Here is a 17946-nt window from a genome sequence, read left to right as displayed (position 1 = left end):
CGTAAGCCCTCCTACTACTGTGCCTGAACGCGCAGTTCAGCGCTTGAGCGGCTAATGTGACCAAGCAGATTTTTGACGTCGCTGGTTTTCGGTTTAATTAATTTAAAGCGCGTCAGCAGCTCGCCAAAATTCGTCAGCAGTTGCAGCGCATGCTCGCTACCGGTTTCTTCATAATGCTGATTAATCAATCCGCGTAAATGCTCTGACAGTATGACCTTGTCGCCAATATCCAGAATTTCCACCAATTCTTTGTTTACTCGATTGTCGAGGTCATTGTGTTCATCGAACAGATAGGCAAATCCGCCTGTCATACCGGCGCCAAAGTTAATACCCACTGGGCCAAGTACGGCCACAATACCGCCTGTCATGTATTCACAGCCGTTATCGCCGGTGCCTTCGACCACCGCAATAGCGCCCGAGTTACGTACGGCAAAGCGCTCTCCGGCACGACCCGCTGCAAATAATTTGCCGCCGGTGGCACCGTATAAACAGGTGTTACCCATAATCGCACTTGTATGCGGATCATAATCGACACCCGCCGGTGGATGAATGACCAATTTGCCGCCAGCCATGCCTTTACCGACATAGTCATTGGCATCGCCGATCAGGCGCATCTCAAGTCCGCCTGCGTTCCACACGCCAAAACTCTGTCCAGCGGTGCCGTGCAATTCAATTCGCACAGGGTGGTCGTGCATACCCATATTGCCATGCTGTTTGGCAATTTCTCCGGATACCAATGCGCCTACCGAGCGGTCTGTATTTCGGATATCAAATTTCAATGATGCACCGGATTTGCTTGCGATGGCTTTCTGGGCCTTTGCCAAAATAGCCAGATTGAGCTCGCCTTTATCTGCCGGCGCATTGGTGGTCTCAGAGCAGAACAGCCTGGTGTGGTTGCCGGCTTCTGACTTAGCTAAAAGTGGAGACAAATCCAGACGATTTTGTTTCGCGGTGTAGCCCTCAATCACTTGCAGCAGATCAGTACGTCCGACTAAATCTTCAAACCGGCTTACGCCCAGCGATGCCATAATTTCGCGCACTTCCTGAGCGATGAACTTGAAGTAGTTCATGACCATCTCTGGCAAGCCAATGAAGTAGTTATCACGCAGTTTTTCATCTTGCGTGGCCACACCGGTCGCGCAATTGTTCAAATGGCAGATACGCAGGTACTTGCAGCCCAGCGCCACCATGGGGCCGGTGCCGAAACCAAAGCTTTCTGCGCCAAGCATCGCGGCTTTGACCACATCCAACCCGGTCTTGAGTCCGCCATCTGTTTGCACCCTGACTTTATGCCGTAAACCGTTCTCAACCAGTGCTTGCTGTGTTTCTGCCAAACCCAGCTCAAACGGACTGCCGGCATACTTGACTGATGTTAACGGACTGGCACCCGTGCCGCCGTCATAACCTGAAATCGTAATCAGGTCTGCGTAGGCCTTTGCCACACCGGTCGCGATCGTACCCACGCCTGGCTCAGATACCAGTTTGACGGATATCAGCGCCTGTGGATTGACCTGCTTGAGATCAAATATCAGCTGTGCCAAATCTTCTATCGAATAGATGTCATGATGAGGCGGAGGTGAAATCAGCGTTACGCCTGGCACCGAATAGCGTAACTCTGCAATATACTGATTGACCTTATCACCTGGCAATTGTCCACCTTCGCCGGGCTTGGCACCCTGGGCAACCTTGATTTGAATCACACTGGCGTTGGACAAATAGTGTGGCGTCACACCGAAACGGCCAGAGGCAACCTGCTTGATCTTGGAATTCTTCTCGGTATTGAAACGTTCCGGATCTTCACCACCCTCGCCAGAGTTTGATTGACCGCCCAGGCGGTTCATCGCAATAGCAAGTGCTTCGTGGGCCTCTGGACTGAGTGCACCTATGGACATCGCCGCGGTATCAAAGCGTGGATAAAGATTTTCGGCTGGTTCTACATCTTCAATATCGATACTGTTTTGTCGTGTAACGATACCTAACAGATCGCGCAGGTGGGATGGTGCACGCTCGTTAACCAGATTCGAAAATACCTTGTAATCGTCGTAGTTACCGCTGACCACCGCTTTTTGCAGGCTCTGAACTACATCCGGATTGTATGCATGATATTCGCCGTTATGTACATACTTGAGAAGTCCGCCGTGACTCATTTTTTTGCGTTTCAGCCAGGCTATTCTGGATAAGTTAATCTGGTCCTGTTCGAAGTCTTCAAAGCCAGCTCCCTGGATGCGGCTGGGCATACCCTTAAAGCACAGTTCCATGACGTCGCTGTTAATGCCTACGGCTTCAAACAGCTTGGAGCTGCGATAGCTGGCAACGGTACTGATGCCCATCTTCGACATGATCTTGTACAGACCTTTATTGATGCCTTTGCGATAATTGATTACTGCGTCCAGCGCACTGATGTCGAGCTCTTTGTTCTCGACCATCTGTTCAATGCTTTCATAGGCCAGGAAGGGATAGATTGCTGTGGCACCCAGACCAATCAGGACAGCAAAATGATGCGGATCTCTGGCTGATGCGGTTTCTACGACGATATTGCAATCGCAACGCAGTGACTTTTCAACCAGCCGGCGCTGCACAGCTCCGACCGCCATCGCTGCCGGTATCGGTAACTTATTGGGTTTGATATCCCGGTCAGATAACACCACAAAAGCGGCATGCTTTTGTTTAACCAGATACTCCACCTCATTACAGATGCGTTCGATGGCCTTTTTCAGGCCCTCTTCAGGCAGGTAATTCAGTTCAACTTTTTCTGAGTAATAATGCTCCGGGTCAAAGTCCCGCAACTGCTGTAGATCGGTGTACATCAGAATGGGTGAATCGAACAGTACGCGGTTGGCATAGCCAGACGTTTCACTGAATACGTTTTGCTCACGGCCGATACAGGTCGCCAGTGACATCACATGATTTTCACGCAGAGGATCAATGGGTGGATTGGTCACCTGAGCAAACTGTTGTCTAAAATAGTCATACAAGGTGCGCTGTTTGGACGACATCACCGCCATGGGCGTATCATCGCCCATCGAGCCTACCGCCTCCTGGCCATCTTTAGCCAGTACCTTGACTACCTGATGCAGTTCCTCATAACTGTAATTGAACAGCTTGTGGAACGTGGCCATCATATCGTCGTTAAAAACGCGCTTACCAATCAGCGACGAGTCGGTTTTTTCTATCGGTGTGAGGCGCTTGATATGGTTTGTTAGCCATTCCTGATAGGGGTGGCGCTCTTTGAGATCTTGATCGATTTCGTTGGAGCGCCAGATTTTCCCTGTGTAGGTATCGACAGCTAGCATCTCGCCGGGGCCAACCCTGCCTTTTTCAATGACATCCTGCGGCTGGTAGTCCCATATACCGACTTCCGACGCCAGGGTAATCAAGCCGTCTTTGGTGATAACGTAGCGAGCAGGACGCAAACCGTTGCGGTCCAGATTACAGGCAACATGGCGGCCATTTGTTAATACAATACCCGCTGGTCCATCCCAAGGCTCCATATGCATCGAGTTGAACTCGTAAAACGCGCGAAGCTCCGGGTCCATGGTGTCGTTATTTTGATATGCTGGTGGCACCAGCAGACGCATAGCGCGGAATAAATCCATGCCGCCGGCCAAAAATAGCTCAAGCATATTATCCAGCGACGATGAGTCAGAGCCTTCCATATTGACGAACGGCGCTGCTTCTTTCAGATCAGGCAACAAAGGAGTACTGAATTTTGCGGTACGGGCCATGGCCCAGTCCCGGTTACCGCGAATGGTGTTAATTTCACCATTATGGGCAAGAAAACGAAACGGCTGAGCCAAAGGCCAGCGCGGTAATGTGTTAGTAGAAAAGCGTTGATGGAAAACACATATGGCTGACTGCATGCGCTCGTCGGCCAAATCCAGATAGAAGGCTGGCAAATCTCGGGGCATCACTAGCCCCTTATAAATCGTTACCAATGCCGACAAACAGGCAATGTAGAAGTCCGCGTCATGCTCCATGCGCTTTTCCGCACGGCGTCTGGCCATAAATAAGCGACGTTCAAGGTCACGCTTTCGCCATCCTGGTGGCGCATTCACAAATACCTGTTCGATTTGCGGTAAGCCGGTTTTTGCCAGATCGCCCAACACGCTAGGGTTGGTAGGCACGGTGCGCCAGCCAAGCACGGTCAGCGTCTCACGGGCCAGTTCTTCGTTAATGGCCTGACGACCCTGTTCGGCTAGTTCAGGGTCCTGGCTGAGAAAAATCATGCCAACGCCGTATTTTTTTCCTAACTTCCAGCCTTGCTCTTCGGCAATGTGATGAAAAAATGCGTCCGGCTTCTGTAATAGCAAACCGCAGCCATCGCCGGTTTTACCATCGGCGGCGATGCCGCCTCGATGCTGCATGCGATCCAGTGCTTTAATGGCGGTACTCACCAGCCTGTGACTGGGCTCGCCCTGGGTGTGTGCAATAAGACCAAACCCGCAATTATCCCGAGAATCATTGGGATTATACAATTTCATATATGTCTCTCCTTCAACCGCCTGTCTAGTCGCGGTAAACGCACTTGCTTGTGTGGCGCTTTGTTGCTCCGCGTGAGGGCAGGGATCGCTGCCTTTACGCTGTGTGCTCTTTTCGTGTCGGCACGGTTCAGCGTAGGGTGTTTTCTTGTCGTCTTATTATTTTTAGAAGATACAGGGTGTGTATCGAATTTTTATGCATTTTTACCAAGCGGGCCGTACAACATACCCAGTTCATAATTAGAAATCAATTGGTTCTAAGTCTAATACCATAGGTGAACGCGAGTTAGTGGTCTAGAAGATAAGTAATAGTTATTTATATCAACAGGTTATGTCTAAAGTATGGTGTAATTCAATAACGGTTTCTGAAAAGATAAGAATTGTGAAATTATTATAAAAGATTCGTAAATTATCGGCATATATCTGCTTTTTATTCGGAAAACATGGCTCTTTATCGAATAATTATTCACTCAAGCCGAAAGTATGCCCTTCGACATTAATATCGGCTCAGACAAATCAACAATATCGACTACAGTTTTAAAGGAATATGGCCATCACTGGAGCAATGGAATATGTCTGATTATCAAGTGGAAGATAATAAGTTAGTTGGCCCATCGGTGACATTTGAGTCCTCGCCTAATACCGGCGGGCGGTTTGCGGCAGGGCAGGCTGATACTCTGGTGATCCATTTTACTGCGGGCAGCAGTGTAGAGTCTGCCGTAAGAACCCTGTGCGATCCTGACAATTCGGTTTCTGCGCATCTTGTGATTGGCCGTGATGGAGCGATTGTGCAATTAGTACCATTCGACATGGTGGCCTGGCATGCGGGAAAAAGCAGCTGGCAGGGCCGCAGTGGACTGAACCGTTTTTCCATCGGTATTGAGCTGGATAATGCGGGGGAGCTCACGCCAAATGGTCAGGGACAGTTTCTATCTTGGTTTAATCGTGCCTATTCCGGTGAAGATGTATTTTGCGGAGTGCATCGAAACCAAAAAACGGAAACCTATTGGCATGCCTATACCGAGGAGCAGATCAAAGCAACCTTCGCCGTGTGTCAAAGCCTGTGTAACGCTTACGGAATTGACACTATCGTCGGGCATGAGGAGATATCGCCAAAACGGAAGGTTGATCCCGGTCCAGCATTTCCGCTAGACAAACTGCGCGCCATGTTAGACAAAGAAAGAGCCGATGACGGTCAGGATGATAGCGTGTTTGAAGCTACCTCAAAACTGGTTAACGCCAGTCGCCTTAACGTGCGGGAGGGGCCCGGCGCACAGTTTGATAAAGTTACCGAGCCACTTTCGTTGGGAACCAATGTCAAGGTGTTGCAGCAAAAACAGGGATGGAGCCAGGTTGAATTTACCCTCAAAGGTTGGGTCAGTAGCAAGTACTTAACCTAGGCAATATGCTGCCCGGGATCGTCTGGCCGGAGTTGACGCGTTAGCGAAACTTGCTAGCATGGCTCGCACTTCGCTACTACCTTGCAGAGATTATATGCAGACCAGTTCGACTCCCTCAGGCTCACCCGGCGATTCCTGGGCTATCCGATTTGCACAATTTGTGGAGCGCTTTGGCACGCTGAAAGTCAGTGTGCTGTTTGTCTTTCTGACCCTTGCTTTTACGTTAGGCGGTTCATACCTCATCAGACGAAGTCTGGGAAGCGAGGTGGCACCGGACGATTTCGTCAGCGCGGTCATTCTGACAATGCTGAGTGCGCCCTGGGTACTGTATTTCTTCAGTGAACTGGTGAAACAGCTGGAGCAGTCACGCCACAACCTTAAAGACGTTGTCGCGCAATTAGAAAGTCTCAGGGACGAAGATGTACTGCTCAACCGTGAGTTGCAAAACAACATAAAGCAGCTAAATCACGAGATTGAACAGCGTAAAAACGCGCAGTTGGAACGGGAAAGTGTGTTCGCTGACCTGGAAAAGGAAATCCGTGAAAAAACCCAGCAGGAACAAGAAGCAAGACGCTTGTCGACGTTGTTAAAATCGATTATTGATGCGTCCCCGGACCTGATTTATTACCGTAATGAACAGGGCCGTTTTGCTGGTTGTAATAAGGTCGCGGAACAGTTGACTGGCAAATCCCAGGAAGAACTGATTGGACTGACTCCGCATGAGGTCTATGACGAAGATCTGGCCAAACAGGTGGTGGCCAGCGATCACGAAGTGCTCGAATCAAATGCCAGTATTACTGAAGAGCTTTGGCTGCGTTTTGCCGACGGCCGACGCCGTTATTTCGAAATGCGTAAAGTGCCGTTTTTTGACCATGATGGACAGCGTCTTGGCTTGCTCGCCTTTGGACGGGACATTACTGAACGTAAGCAAGCTGAAAATGCCGTCAGCAAGGCAAGCCAGGATAAAACCAAATTCATTGCCACAATCAGTCACGAATTGCGCACGCCATTGAATGGTATTGTGGGCCTGAGCAGAATGCTGCGTGATACGCAGCTGAGCAAAGAGCAGTTCGCCTGGGTCAGTACGATTTATGCCAGTGCCATCACACTGGGTAACATCTTTAACGATATTATTGATTTAGACAGACTGGACCGAGACAAGCTTGAGCTAAGCCTTAAGACGGTGTCCATTCGTGATTTTTCCAATGAACTGGCCTCCATTATTCGCTTGCTGGCGGAAGACAAATCGTTGGCCTTCGAGACGCAAATCATCGACCCGCTGCCAGCACACGTTGAGGTAGACGGTACACGTCTTCGCCAGATTTTGTGGAATCTTTTGTTTAACGCCGTGAAATTCACCCAAAAAGGTAAAGTCAGCCTCAGTGTCGACGCCCGAGATGGTGGGCCCGGTATTTCTATCGTGCGTTTCAAAATCCAGGATACCGGCGTGGGTATTCCGGAAAACGAACTGGATAAAATTTTTGCTATGTATTATCAGGTCGATCGGCCAGAACATCAGACTGCAACGGGAACCGGGATAGGTTTGGCTATTTCTAAAGAAATGGTGAGCCGAATGGATGGTTCCATCGACGTACAGAGTAAAGTCGGTGTCGGCACCTGCTTTGTGGTCGAATTACCACTGGCAATAAGCAACAAGCCCATGCAGCGTGAAGAACTGCAGGTGACCGGGCTGAATATCCTGTTGGTTGAGGATATTGAATTAAATGTTATGGTCGCCAAGGCGTTACTGGAGAAGCTCGGGCAAACTGTAGAAGTGGCCATGAATGGCGAAGATGCGTTGCGCATGGCGCGAAGCAAAACCTACGATCTTATTTTGCTTGATATTCAGCTGCCGGATATGACCGGATTTGATATCGCCAACATATTGCACGAAGAAGGTCTGGTCGAGCAGACCCCTATCGTGGCGCTAACCGCCAATGTGATAAAAACCCGCGAAGAGTATTTGCAAAATGGCATGGACGACGTTATTGCCAAGCCAATTAAGAAAAGTCGCGTGATAGAAGTGTTCAATGCGTTATTCCATGAGGAGCCTGCAGTGTTAATTGAACCCCAGGAGAATAATAAGGCCAGCGGTGAGCTGGACAGTATTCTGGACATTGATATGTTGCAGATGCTGGTTGATAACATTGGCGAAGATATGGTGCGTACCAGTGTTGGCGTGTTCAAAGAGAAAATCCCTGACTATATGGATATTCTGCAATCCAACTTAAGTGCTAACGATAAAGACGAAGTGTGTTCTCAAGCCCACAAAATTAAGGGCGCGGCGGGCTCGGTTGGGCTGTCGCGGGTGCAGCGTATTGCCAATCAGATCCAGCAGGGTGATCACCCGGCCTGGTGGCAGAATGTACACGACTGGGTGGAGGAACTGAATATGGCGGTTCAGCATGACATGGTGAAGCTGTCCGACTGGCTGAATGAACAGGCAATCGAAGATTAAATCCCCACTTTTCAATGGGAGTACTGATGAAAAAGCTTAAGACTGCACTTATCACTGGCGCATCCGAGGGCATTGGCCGCTGTCTTGCCTATGAGTTTGCCCGACATGGTCACGATTTGGTGCTCGTTGCCCGCAACGAAGAACGGCTGTTGGAACTGGCAGCGGAATTAAGCGCAGCTTTTTCGGTCAAGGTGCATTGCGAAGCGGTTGACCTTATCCCCGTTGGCGCGCCAACGGCACTTTTTAACGATCTCGAAAAGCAGGGCATTAATGTTGATATTCTTATCAACAATGCCGGCATGATGCAGGTCGAAAAGTTTGCCGAATCCGATCCTGTGAAGCTGAATAATCTTATGCAACTTAACATTCAGTCGCTTGTGAATATGACCCAGATGTTTATCGCGCCAATGTTGGCCAGAGGCAAAGGGAAAATTGTAAACATCGCCTCGATAGCGGGCTTTATGCCGACCCCAGGCTTCACAGTTTATGGTGCGACCAAAGCATTCGTACTGTCGTTTTCGGAAGGTATTTCACAGGAGTTAAGCGGTACTGGCGTGACCGTTACCTGCGTATGTCCGGGTGTAACAAAAACAGCCATGATGAACGAAGCGGGGGGATTGGAAAAGCTGATCCCAGGCGTGTTCAAAGCTTCACCTGAATCGTTGGCAAAGCAGGCTTACAATGCCTGTGCCAACAACGATGTTGTGTTTGTGGATAAATTAGCCAATAAAGTACTGGTGCAGTGGGCAACCCACTACCCACGCTGGTTGGTGCGCAAAGTGAACGGGTTTGTGCAGCAGTTGAAATAAAAAAGCCCTCGAGAGAGGGCTTTTTACTATTTTACCGACAGGCGAATTTACTCTGATACCGGCAGGATATTATTATCCGTATCCCGGTCTATGTAGCGCACAAACGGATCGACACCTGCATAAGCGGGCTTTTGCTCAACGTTAATGACAACCTGATTTTCGCCGCTCACCAGCTTGTGCTTTTGCTGATACAACACGTCCGTGTCACCGGCAAAGTCATCCGGGTCATTGGCAAAAAGCACGATATCTACCCATTCTTCCATGGTCTGCTCCTGCTCCTGACCCTCGCCATCTGCAACGAAGCGCTTGGCATCAATATCCAGAGTGACGGTGTAACCCGTATCGCTCTGCTCTGCCTTCGCACTTTTAGTAATCAGCTCATAAAGTGTGATTTCAGTAAACTGCGCGTCGATGAAGTCCTGCTCTTCCTGGGTAGCACCTAGCTTCAGCGCATTCACCAAATCTAACGTGGTGGGGTAACGATCGGTGCGACCATACCAGGTATCGACCAAGGATTTCAGTGCAGCATTAACGTGATCATCGCCCAGCTTATCGGCCAGTGCCATCATCACCACTGAGCCTTTACGGTAATGGATGTATTGCTGATTTTCCGCCCGTAGCATCGGTATTTCCCTGATCAGTTCAGTGCTGCGACCGCGCAGATAGCTGTCCAACTCATAGGTCAGGAAGGTACGCAGTTTGGCTTCACCATACTTACGTTTCATGACCATCAGTGCGCTGTACTGTGACAGACTTTCAGAAATGATTGCGCTGCCCTGAACGTTAGCCGGGATGACCTGATGCGCCCACCATTGGTGAGCAACCTCGTGCGCAGTCACATAGTAGACCGGATCAATATGCGCGTCGTCTCTGATATCAGTGATAAATCCAATTCGCTCAGAATAAGGCACCGTATTGGCAAAACTTTGTGCAAAGCTGCGATAACCGGGGAATTCGATGATACGCACTTGTTTATGCTGATAAGGTCCGAATACCTCAGTAAAGTAGTCGATGGAGTCGCGCACGCTCTCCATCATGCGATCTACGTTCCAGTAGTGTGCAGGATGGTAGTACACCTCAATGCTGATACCTTTATATTCTTCTTTCTTCGCCGCCACATTGGCAGACATTAAAGAGAAGAAGTTGAGCATGGGTTTATCCATTTCATAGCGATAATAATTGCGGCCATTCTCCTGCCACTGTCTGGTCAGATAACCCGGCGCAATGGCAAATTGGTCGTCGCTGGTAGACAGGGTGGCAGAGAACATGATTTCAGCGCCACCTTTGCCAAAGAATCCTTCACGCTGGTGCTGTTCACTTTCCAGTGGCCAGGCGCGCTGCAATTCTGGTAGTCCCCTCTTGCGGCGTTCATGGCGATCTGAAATTTGAAAGCCTTCATTGTAGCCAAACGTCGGAAACAGCTCGGCGTTGTTAATGAAGGTGCCATTCTCAAGCAATAAGGTATCAAAATTGCTATCCCTGAAGCCGTCGTGTTCACGCACTACCTTCATAGCGCCAGTGCGTTGCTCGCCTGGCATTAGAGGCTCATCGAAGATAAACCAGGCAGTACGGAAATCACCTATGGTCTCGCCAAGGGTTCCGCCCTGCATCGTCAGCTCCACCATTGGCGTTGACTGCGGTAAGCCGACCAAAAACTTTTCTATAGGTGTGTCGTAGCGGTTCTCAAATACGATGTCAGCGCTGGCTTCAATGCGTTGCTGGTAAGGGTAGATATCCACACTGGTATCCACTTTAGTGATCACCGGAATATTGTCATCCAGGTGTTGACCAAATTGCCGCTCATAGGCCTCTTGTAAATCTTCCAACTGGTCGCTGGTGAAATAGACATTTTTCACCTGCGTGTTGTGATAGATTACAGCGCCGGTGGTAACAAACCCGACAAAGCCCAGGGCAGCAAGGATAAGACCGCTGCGACCAACGTTGTAGGTGAGCATAGAAAAGCGCGCTTTCAATGGCACCTGTGGACCGCGCTGCCATAGTCCGTAGCTGATAACACAGAAAATCAATGCTAATGAACTCCAATACAGCAGGTACCAGGTTTGCGTAGTCAGATACCAGCCGAAGCCGTTCATGTCCGAGTATTGCATCTGCGGCGCCGCGGCATAGTTGTACATGTTGTGTTCAAGCCCCAACTCACCGAAGGCAATAGAGACAAAGAAGTAACCAACGAATATCAGCATACCGACATATTTATTCGGGCTCATGGCCTGAATTAAAAACGCCAGAATCGCCAGCAATATCCACGTCGGCATAAAGAAAAAGCCGATTGTAATGGCGTACTGTCCAAGGTCCAGATAGCCATAGCCTTTTATTAACTGATAGCAAATCGTCACCAGTGCTGAGACGGTGTAAATGGACAGAAACACCAGACAGACGGCAATCAGCTTGGACAACCAGAAACTTAAGTTGAATACCGGCATGCTGTCGACGATATCACCCATGCCAACAGAGCGTTCTCGCCACACGGCCTCGGCGCTGTAGTAGGTAACAATGATGATCATCATCAGGCCAAAAGCGCCACTGATAAGGTTCAGCATGTCCTGGGTCAGCGGCCAGTTTGGAGCGTCATACAGCGCCGATGGGTCAATTAATTGTGCAATCAGATTAAAAGCAGAGAACGCCAGTAGAATGTAGAACCCGGGGCTGGTCATGATTTGCTTTATCTCAAACCGTGTGCGCGTCCAGAACTGCAGCAGGTTACGGTGGCCACGTGGCTTGTAATCCAGACGATTAGTCATCGGCACTGCTTCAACCTTCTCCTGCTTGTTCTTTTTCTTTTTATCCTTTGGTACGTAGAGGCTAAGACCTTTTCTCAACCCGCCAAACAACGCCAGAATAATGATCCCGGCAAGTAGCCAGATGAGACGGTTTTGCAGCACGATACCGCTGAATTCGACCAGCTGGTTATTACGTTCAAACGTTGTCCAATAACGGGTCTGGTCCGCAAACGCGCGCAGGCCATATGGGTCCGCCAGGGCGGCTAATGAACGGTATGCAGGGTCATCGAGCAGATTGCCCGACACGACATATAAAATAAACAGACCGACGGCGACCAGGTAGACTGCCACCTGAGAGCGAAACTTTAGCGCGGCAGCATAAAAAATTGCCGATAAAACAAACAGCGTGGTCAGTGAAAAGTATACGAAGGGCAGGGCATACATCGCCAGCGTATTGGGACCCAGACGCTCGCTATCAACCCACGGCATAATGGCACCAAGGAACAGGCCAAGCGGTACCATTGCATATATCGTGACACACACCAGATAAGCGCCAAAAAACCGGCCCAGCTGGTATTGCCAGGCTGATACCGGCTTAGTGCAGACGATTTCAGCCATCTTGCTGCTGTCATTTCTCAGCGCAGTGTCAGACACAAAATTAACCACCAGGAACATAGAAAATATTCCCAAAATCAAAATGGCCTGAGTGATAGCAAACGGGCTGTTGAAGTTAACATTGGCGGTGGCACCAATTTGTACGTTATCGATGGTCATGGCCAAAAACGGCAGCAAAAAGAACACCAGTCCGGTAACAATAAAGGAGGGCTGCTTAGTAAAATAGCGCCACTCGAATGAGAGCATTTTGGTTAGCATTATCCTGCTCCCTTTACGCTGCTTGGCTACGTGAAGCATTCAGCGTCGAGAAGTACACATCTTCCAGCGTAGCCGGTGTGCGTTCAAATCCCTCAGGCGCCTCATCCGCCAGCACATGGATCAGCGTCTGGCCCGCCAGTAGTCTTTTAGAAATAACATTCAGGCTTTGCTCCATTTGTTCGGCTTCCTGCAATGACACCGCTTTGCGCCAGATGCGACCATTCAAGCGGGTAGTGACCTCAATTGGATTACCTTCGAGCAGGATTTGCCCAGAACCAAGCACCGCCATATTGCTGCAAAGTTCAGAAACATCATCGACAATGTGCGTCGACAGGATGATCACTTTTTCCTCGCCGAGGCTGACCAATAAATTGTGAAAACGATTCCGCTCTTCCGGATCCAGGCCGGCAGTGGGTTCATCTACAATCAATAAATCCGGATTGCCGAGCAATGCCTGCGCGATACCGAAGCGTTGGCGCATGCCGCCGGAAAAACCGCTGACCGCTTTTTTGCGATGTTGGAATAAGTTGGTGTGGGCCAACAGGCCATCTACCACCTCTTTGCGCTCGCCCTTATTGGTCAAGCCTTTCAGAATGGCCAGATGGTCGAGTAAATCCGCTGCGCTGATGCGCGGATAAACACCGAAATCCTGCGGCAGATAGCCAAGCCTTTCACGCAGTTCATTGGGCTGCTTCAACACATCAAGTTCATCGAACTGGATGCTGCCAGTATCTGGCAACTGCAACGTCGCGATGGTGCGCATCAGGGAGGATTTGCCAGCGCCATTTGGCCCTAGCAGTCCGAACATTCCCTTATCAATGGAGAGATTAACGCCATTTAGCGCTTTGACCCCGTTATCATATGTTTTTGTGAGGTTTTTGATGTGTAACATGCGTGATCCTTGGTCTTTTCCGTGTTAACTGACCCAGAGTAGCAGAGCGCGCACAGTAGTGACATTTCAGAGTGTTACGAAATTTGTAATGTGCTGATAAACAATCAGGCTCTTAATAATGCCGCAATCTGTTTTGCTGAGGAGACAATGTTGCCTGCGCCTTCATGCACGTTGTCGCTGTTTTGATCGACAAACACTGAACGGATCCAGCCATCCAGCTCATTTAGTAAGGAGTGCAGAAATTCAATGATCATGCGATTACTGGTACTGACATCACTGGTAGCCATGCAGTCGGCGACTTCCTGTAGTGCCAGGGCAGTATCGGTAAATTCAACCAAAAAAAAGATAGCGTCGGATAATTCTCTAAAGGTGCTTTCAACATCACCGAAACGCTGCTGCTGATTGGGAAATGAACTTAGCAGAGCAATATCTTCCTCAAGCTGTGATATGCAGGTCAGCAATGTAGACAGTTCATCTTTTGTGAGATTTTCTTTTTGCAGGTATTCGGATGCCGACATTGCTGCTTTTTTGTTGGCTGCGTGTGCAGAGAGTGGCTCAGCGTCAAAGTCGAAAAACGCGTCGTCTTCAAATATTGGGGATGAGTAGAGCATGGCATTGTCTTTTAGCTTGTTGAGAAGCGCCGTGGTTTCTTGCACAATCGATTCGTCATCCTGGTTTGCTGTTTTGACATGATGAATAAAATGCCTGGCGGATTCATTGATATCTTTGAACTGTTCTGCCACACCAACCAGCATGCTTAAATCCCGTTGAATCGATATAAAAAACTTAATCTTACCCTGTTCATCCCGGATGGGCGAGATGTCCCACTCAAGCGGATAGGCACTGCCGTCTTTGCGATAGTTTACTGAGGTACCACGAAAATAGCCGGTTTCTTTTAACTTTCTACCCAATCGCTGAATGGTTTCTTTATGACTGTCCTTGCCCTGGAAAATACGCGGGCTTTGACCGACTAATTCGGCCAGTTCGTAGCCCGTCAACCGACAAAATGCACGATTGGCGTAGATTATTCGGTAACCGCTATCGAGCCTTCCCGCGTCAGTGATCAGAATCGGAGAGATAGACATGCTCAATAGTTGACGAATAACCTTAAGGGGTTTGATGTCGACTAACAAGGCGGAAAGAAACAACATTTCCTCGGTATCGTGGGACATAAGTGTGGTTTAGTATGTATGGCGGGTATAAATCAACCGACGGTTAGTCTAGCAAAGGCAAACAGCCTAGCAAAGGCAAAATGTCGCCACTTGTGCTCGCTCAATAAATGTAAAGGCTAGAGTAAAAATAGCGTGGCAGTACCCAGGAAGGCGAAGATACCGACCACATCCGTAATAGTGGTCAGAATGACGCTGCCGGCCAGAGCCGGGTCGATGCGCAGCTTTCTCATGATGAGTGGCAGGGTGGCGCCGGCCAGGCCAGCCGCAATCATATTGACCATCATCGCAAACGCAATAATGACACCCAGATACCAATCCTGTTTCCACAATGCGACAACTGATGCAATCAGTACTGCCCATATCACGCCGTTTAAAAAGCCTATCGCAAGCTCTTTACTGATCAGCCAGCGCGCATTGCCGGGGTTTACGTGACCGAGTGCCATACCACGGATTACCAGAGTCAGGGTCTGATTCCCAGCTACCCCGCCCATGCTGGGCACAATGGTATTCAGAATCGCAAGTACGGCAAGCTGTGCCAGTGTGGCTTCAAAGATATCACTGACCATCGCAGCCAGCAGGGCTGTGACCAAATTAACACCCAGCCATATCGAACGGCGTTTTGTACTTTGCATCACCGGTGCGAAGGTATCTTCCTCGTCATCCAGACCGGCCATACTCATCATTGAGTGTTCCGCATCTTCACGAATAATATCAACCACGTCATCAATGGTGATCCGTCCAACCAGGTGATGTTTGTCGTTAACCACTGGGGCAGATAACCAGTTATGACGTTCGAACAGGCTGGCAACCTGGTCATCAGGCATGTCGACCGGAATCGCCTCGGGCTCATCGTCCATGAGCTCTTCAACGGTGGTCTCGGGCACCGAAATCAATAACCGTGTAACGGGCACTGTGCCGATCAGGGTGTCATTGCGATTCACCACATAGAACATATCGGTGTTGTGAGGCAGTTCGCCTTTCAGGCGCAAATAACGTAATACTACATCGACACTGACCTCGGGGCGCAGCGTGATAGTATCGGTATTCATGATAAAACCAGCGGTTTCTTCGCCGTAGGATAGGGCTTGTTCTGCCCTGTGCCTGTCTTGTGAATCCATTGAGCGCAGAACGCCCTGCACCACGTCTTCGGGCAAGCTGCTAAGAGTTTCTGCCAGATCGTCGGTGTCCATGTCTTCCAGTACATCGACAATCTCGGCGGGCACCATCTTACGGATAATGCCGTTACGGACCTCTTCTGACAGTTCTTCGATTACGTCACTGTGGAAGTCCTCATCGAGCAGCTTCCACAGTTCGTCACGGGTTTTTGTCGGGCTGGATTCTAGCAGCAGTGCCACATACGAAGCGGGGAGCTCATGCAGGGTCTTACGAACCGACACAAAACGTCCCAGCTCAAGGGCATCATTAATGTCCTTAAGTTGCTTCTGAGAGTATTTTGCCTGGAGTGAATCACCCATTTGATGTGCACCAGTAAGCTATTGAAAAGCATGCTGCATTTGTGAAACAGTGTACATCAAGGGGGATGGTTTTGGCAGCGTTAAAGTCGCTATTCTGCTTCGTTAAATCTTGCGGTAACTAACTCTACAACTGCCTGCATGGCTGGTTTGGCGTCTTTCCCATCTGTGACCACAGTGATGTCTTTACCCTGATTACCTTCCAACATCATGATCCCCAGCACGCTGTTCGCAGAGGCGGATTTGTCACCCAGCTGCAGCGTGATATCAGCGTCAAACTGATTGGCCAATTGTACTAATTGTGTCGCTGCTCTGGCGTGCAAGCCAAGTTTGTTAATGATGGTAATCGTCTGTTGCAGCGCCATTATCGATTCAGCTCACGGTGCCTGATTTGCACATCGGGGTGCGATGCACTGAAGGTTTTTGCCAGACTTTCTGAGACATACACTGAGCGGTGTTGCCCGCCGGTACAGCCCACGGCCACTGTGACATAGCTACGATTATTACGTTCCAGATGCGGAAGCCAGGTAGAGATAAGGTTCTGGATCTGCCAGATAAATTTGGTCACGATGGGTTGTGAACCAAGAAAGATTTCCACATCAGCATCCAGGCCGGTTAAATGTTTCAAGTCTGGCTCCCAGTGTGGGTTGGGAAGAAAGCGTGCATCAAAAACGTAATCAGCATCTTTGGGAATGCCATACTTAAAACCAAAGGACTCGAAGACCAATACCAGTCGTGAGCTTTTCTTGCCAAGGATCCGTTCTCGTACCAGTTCGGCCAGCTGATGCACGGATAACTTATCGGTATCCAGATATAAGTCAGCGCGCTCGGCTATCGGCGCCAGCAGCTGACTCTCGGCCTGAATGGCATCATCCAGAGATTTATTCTGTCGCGACAGAGGGTGTAAACGCCGGGTTTCACTGAATCGTTTTACCAGCATATCATCGCTGGCATCCAGATAGACGATGGTCATGTCCCAGGTTGCGGGCAGATAGTCCAGGATTTCAACCAGTTCATGAGGGTTCTTCGGCAGATTGCGCACGTCAATGCTGATAGCGACCTGATCGTACTCATCAACGACCGTGTGTGTCAGGGTCGGTAGCAAGTTAACGGGAATATTATCAACACAGTAGTAGCCAAGGTCTTCCAAGGCGCGTAAGGCAATGGATTTGCCTGACCCCGAGCGACCGCTGATGATAATCAGTTTCATAAAATCGCCTTAATCAATGCGTCGTCATTATTTGCGTCGCGAATGGCTTGTACTGTCTCTTTATCGTTCAGTTTGCCAGCAATGGTAGCAAGAGTTTGCAGATGTCCATCGGCCTGGTCTTCGGGTACCAGGATGGCGAAGAATATATCCACGGGGCGATTGTCCATGGCGTCAAAGTCGACACCGGTTTTAGTCGTCACCAAAATAGCGGTGACATCTTTTAACCCCTGCAGACGTCCATGGGGTAAGGCAATGCCATTGCCAATACCGGTACTGCCCATTTTTTCTCTGTTCATCAAACTGGCCAGCACGGTGGCTTGCTCAATATCGGGTTGATGTTCTGAGGCGATCAGACTGATGGTTTCTAAAATGCGTTTTTTGCTGCTGCCCTCGACTGCGCAATGAGCGCAGTCTGGGCTGAGGATGTCTTTTATTTCCATTATG

General features: G+C 49.5%; 11 protein-coding genes. 3 read left to right on the top strand and 8 right to left on the bottom strand.

Annotated elements, in window-relative coordinates:
- Positions 1–14: 14 nt before the first annotated feature.
- Positions 15–4481, bottom strand: coding sequence for a glutamate synthase large subunit (gltB, locus tag G441_RS0108185; protein WP_026375898.1), 4467 nt, complete (start codon positions 4479–4481; stop codon positions 15–17).
- Positions 4482–5050: 569 nt separating this feature from the next.
- Between gltB and G441_RS19910 the strand changes: the two genes are divergently transcribed.
- The 3 genes from G441_RS19910 (at position 5051) to G441_RS0108170 (ending at position 9145) form a co-directional block, all read left to right on the top strand.
- Positions 5051–5878, top strand: a complete 828-nt coding sequence (locus tag G441_RS19910) for an N-acetylmuramoyl-L-alanine amidase (RefSeq protein ID WP_034474713.1) — start codon at positions 5051–5053, stop codon at positions 5876–5878.
- Positions 5879–5972: 94 nt separating this feature from the next.
- Positions 5973–8336, top strand: a complete 2364-nt coding sequence (gene arcB / locus G441_RS0108175; RefSeq protein WP_084407314.1) for an aerobic respiration two-component sensor histidine kinase ArcB — start codon at positions 5973–5975, stop codon at positions 8334–8336.
- Positions 8337–8362: 26 nt separating this feature from the next.
- Positions 8363–9145, top strand: coding sequence for an SDR family NAD(P)-dependent oxidoreductase (locus G441_RS0108170; protein ID WP_026375895.1), 783 nt, complete (start codon positions 8363–8365; stop codon positions 9143–9145).
- A 47-nt stretch (positions 9146–9192) separates the two neighbouring features.
- On the opposite strand, the gene G441_RS0108165 is transcribed toward G441_RS0108170, so the two are convergent.
- From G441_RS0108165 to ptsN, 7 genes are all read right to left on the bottom strand, one after another.
- Positions 9193–12756: an ABC transporter permease/M1 family aminopeptidase gene (locus G441_RS0108165; protein WP_026375894.1), complete on the bottom strand. Its 3564-nt coding sequence runs from the start codon at positions 12754–12756 to the stop codon at positions 9193–9195.
- Positions 12757–12769: 13 nt separating this feature from the next.
- On the bottom strand, positions 12770–13648 hold the full coding sequence (locus G441_RS0108160) for an ABC transporter ATP-binding protein (RefSeq protein ID WP_026375893.1): 879 nt from the start codon (positions 13646–13648) through the stop codon (positions 12770–12772).
- A 104-nt stretch (positions 13649–13752) separates the two neighbouring features.
- The gene (locus tag G441_RS19270) at positions 13753–14820 is read right to left on the bottom strand and encodes a PAS domain-containing protein (protein ID WP_026375892.1); all 1068 of its coding nucleotides are present in this window, start codon (positions 14818–14820) and stop codon (positions 13753–13755) included.
- A 116-nt stretch (positions 14821–14936) separates the two neighbouring features.
- The gene (mgtE, locus tag G441_RS0108150) at positions 14937–16295 is read right to left on the bottom strand and encodes a magnesium transporter (RefSeq protein WP_026375891.1); all 1359 of its coding nucleotides are present in this window, start codon (positions 16293–16295) and stop codon (positions 14937–14939) included.
- A gap of 89 nt (positions 16296–16384) precedes the next feature.
- Positions 16385–16657, bottom strand: a complete 273-nt coding sequence (locus tag G441_RS0108145) for an HPr family phosphocarrier protein (protein ID WP_026375890.1) — start codon at positions 16655–16657, stop codon at positions 16385–16387.
- Complete coding sequence (rapZ, locus tag G441_RS0108140; RefSeq protein WP_026375889.1) at positions 16657–17502, bottom strand: RNase adapter RapZ; 846 nt, start codon at positions 17500–17502, stop codon at positions 16657–16659. The genes G441_RS0108145 and rapZ overlap by 1 nt, the downstream gene beginning before the upstream one ends.
- A complete protein-coding gene (gene ptsN, locus G441_RS0108135; RefSeq protein WP_026375888.1) occupies positions 17499–17942 on the bottom strand; it encodes a PTS IIA-like nitrogen regulatory protein PtsN in 444 nt (147 codons plus the stop codon). The genes rapZ and ptsN overlap by 4 nt, the downstream gene beginning before the upstream one ends.
- Between the last annotated feature and the right edge of the window lie 4 nt (positions 17943–17946).

The organism is Aestuariibacter salexigens DSM 15300, from assembly GCF_000429145.1.
GTDB classification, from domain to species: domain Bacteria; phylum Pseudomonadota; class Gammaproteobacteria; order Enterobacterales; family Alteromonadaceae; genus Aestuariibacter; species Aestuariibacter salexigens.
The sequence above is the reverse complement of the archived record's forward strand: the minus strand, read 5'-3'. Positions and strand labels throughout refer to the sequence as shown.

Coding starts and splice junctions, on each gene's coding strand:
- gltB (WP_026375898.1), bottom strand. CDS start 4,481: ATGAAATTGTATAATCCCAATGATTCTCGGGATAATTGCGGGTTTGGT.
- G441_RS19910 (WP_034474713.1), top strand. CDS start 5,051: ATGTCTGATTATCAAGTGGAAGATAATAAGTTAGTTGGCCCATCGGTG.
- arcB (WP_084407314.1), top strand. CDS start 5,973: ATGCAGACCAGTTCGACTCCCTCAGGCTCACCCGGCGATTCCTGGGCT.
- G441_RS0108170 (WP_026375895.1), top strand. CDS start 8,363: ATGAAAAAGCTTAAGACTGCACTTATCACTGGCGCATCCGAGGGCATT.
- G441_RS0108165 (WP_026375894.1), bottom strand. CDS start 12,756: ATGCTAACCAAAATGCTCTCATTCGAGTGGCGCTATTTTACTAAGCAG.
- G441_RS0108160 (WP_026375893.1), bottom strand. CDS start 13,648: ATGTTACACATCAAAAACCTCACAAAAACATATGATAACGGGGTCAAA.
- G441_RS19270 (WP_026375892.1), bottom strand. CDS start 14,820: ATGTCCCACGATACCGAGGAAATGTTGTTTCTTTCCGCCTTGTTAGTC.
- mgtE (WP_026375891.1), bottom strand. CDS start 16,295: ATGGGTGATTCACTCCAGGCAAAATACTCTCAGAAGCAACTTAAGGAC.
- G441_RS0108145 (WP_026375890.1), bottom strand. CDS start 16,657: ATGGCGCTGCAACAGACGATTACCATCATTAACAAACTTGGCTTGCAC.
- rapZ (WP_026375889.1), bottom strand. CDS start 17,502: ATGAAACTGATTATCATCAGCGGTCGCTCGGGGTCAGGCAAATCCATT.
- ptsN (WP_026375888.1), bottom strand. CDS start 17,942: ATGGAAATAAAAGACATCCTCAGCCCAGACTGCGCTCATTGCGCAGTC.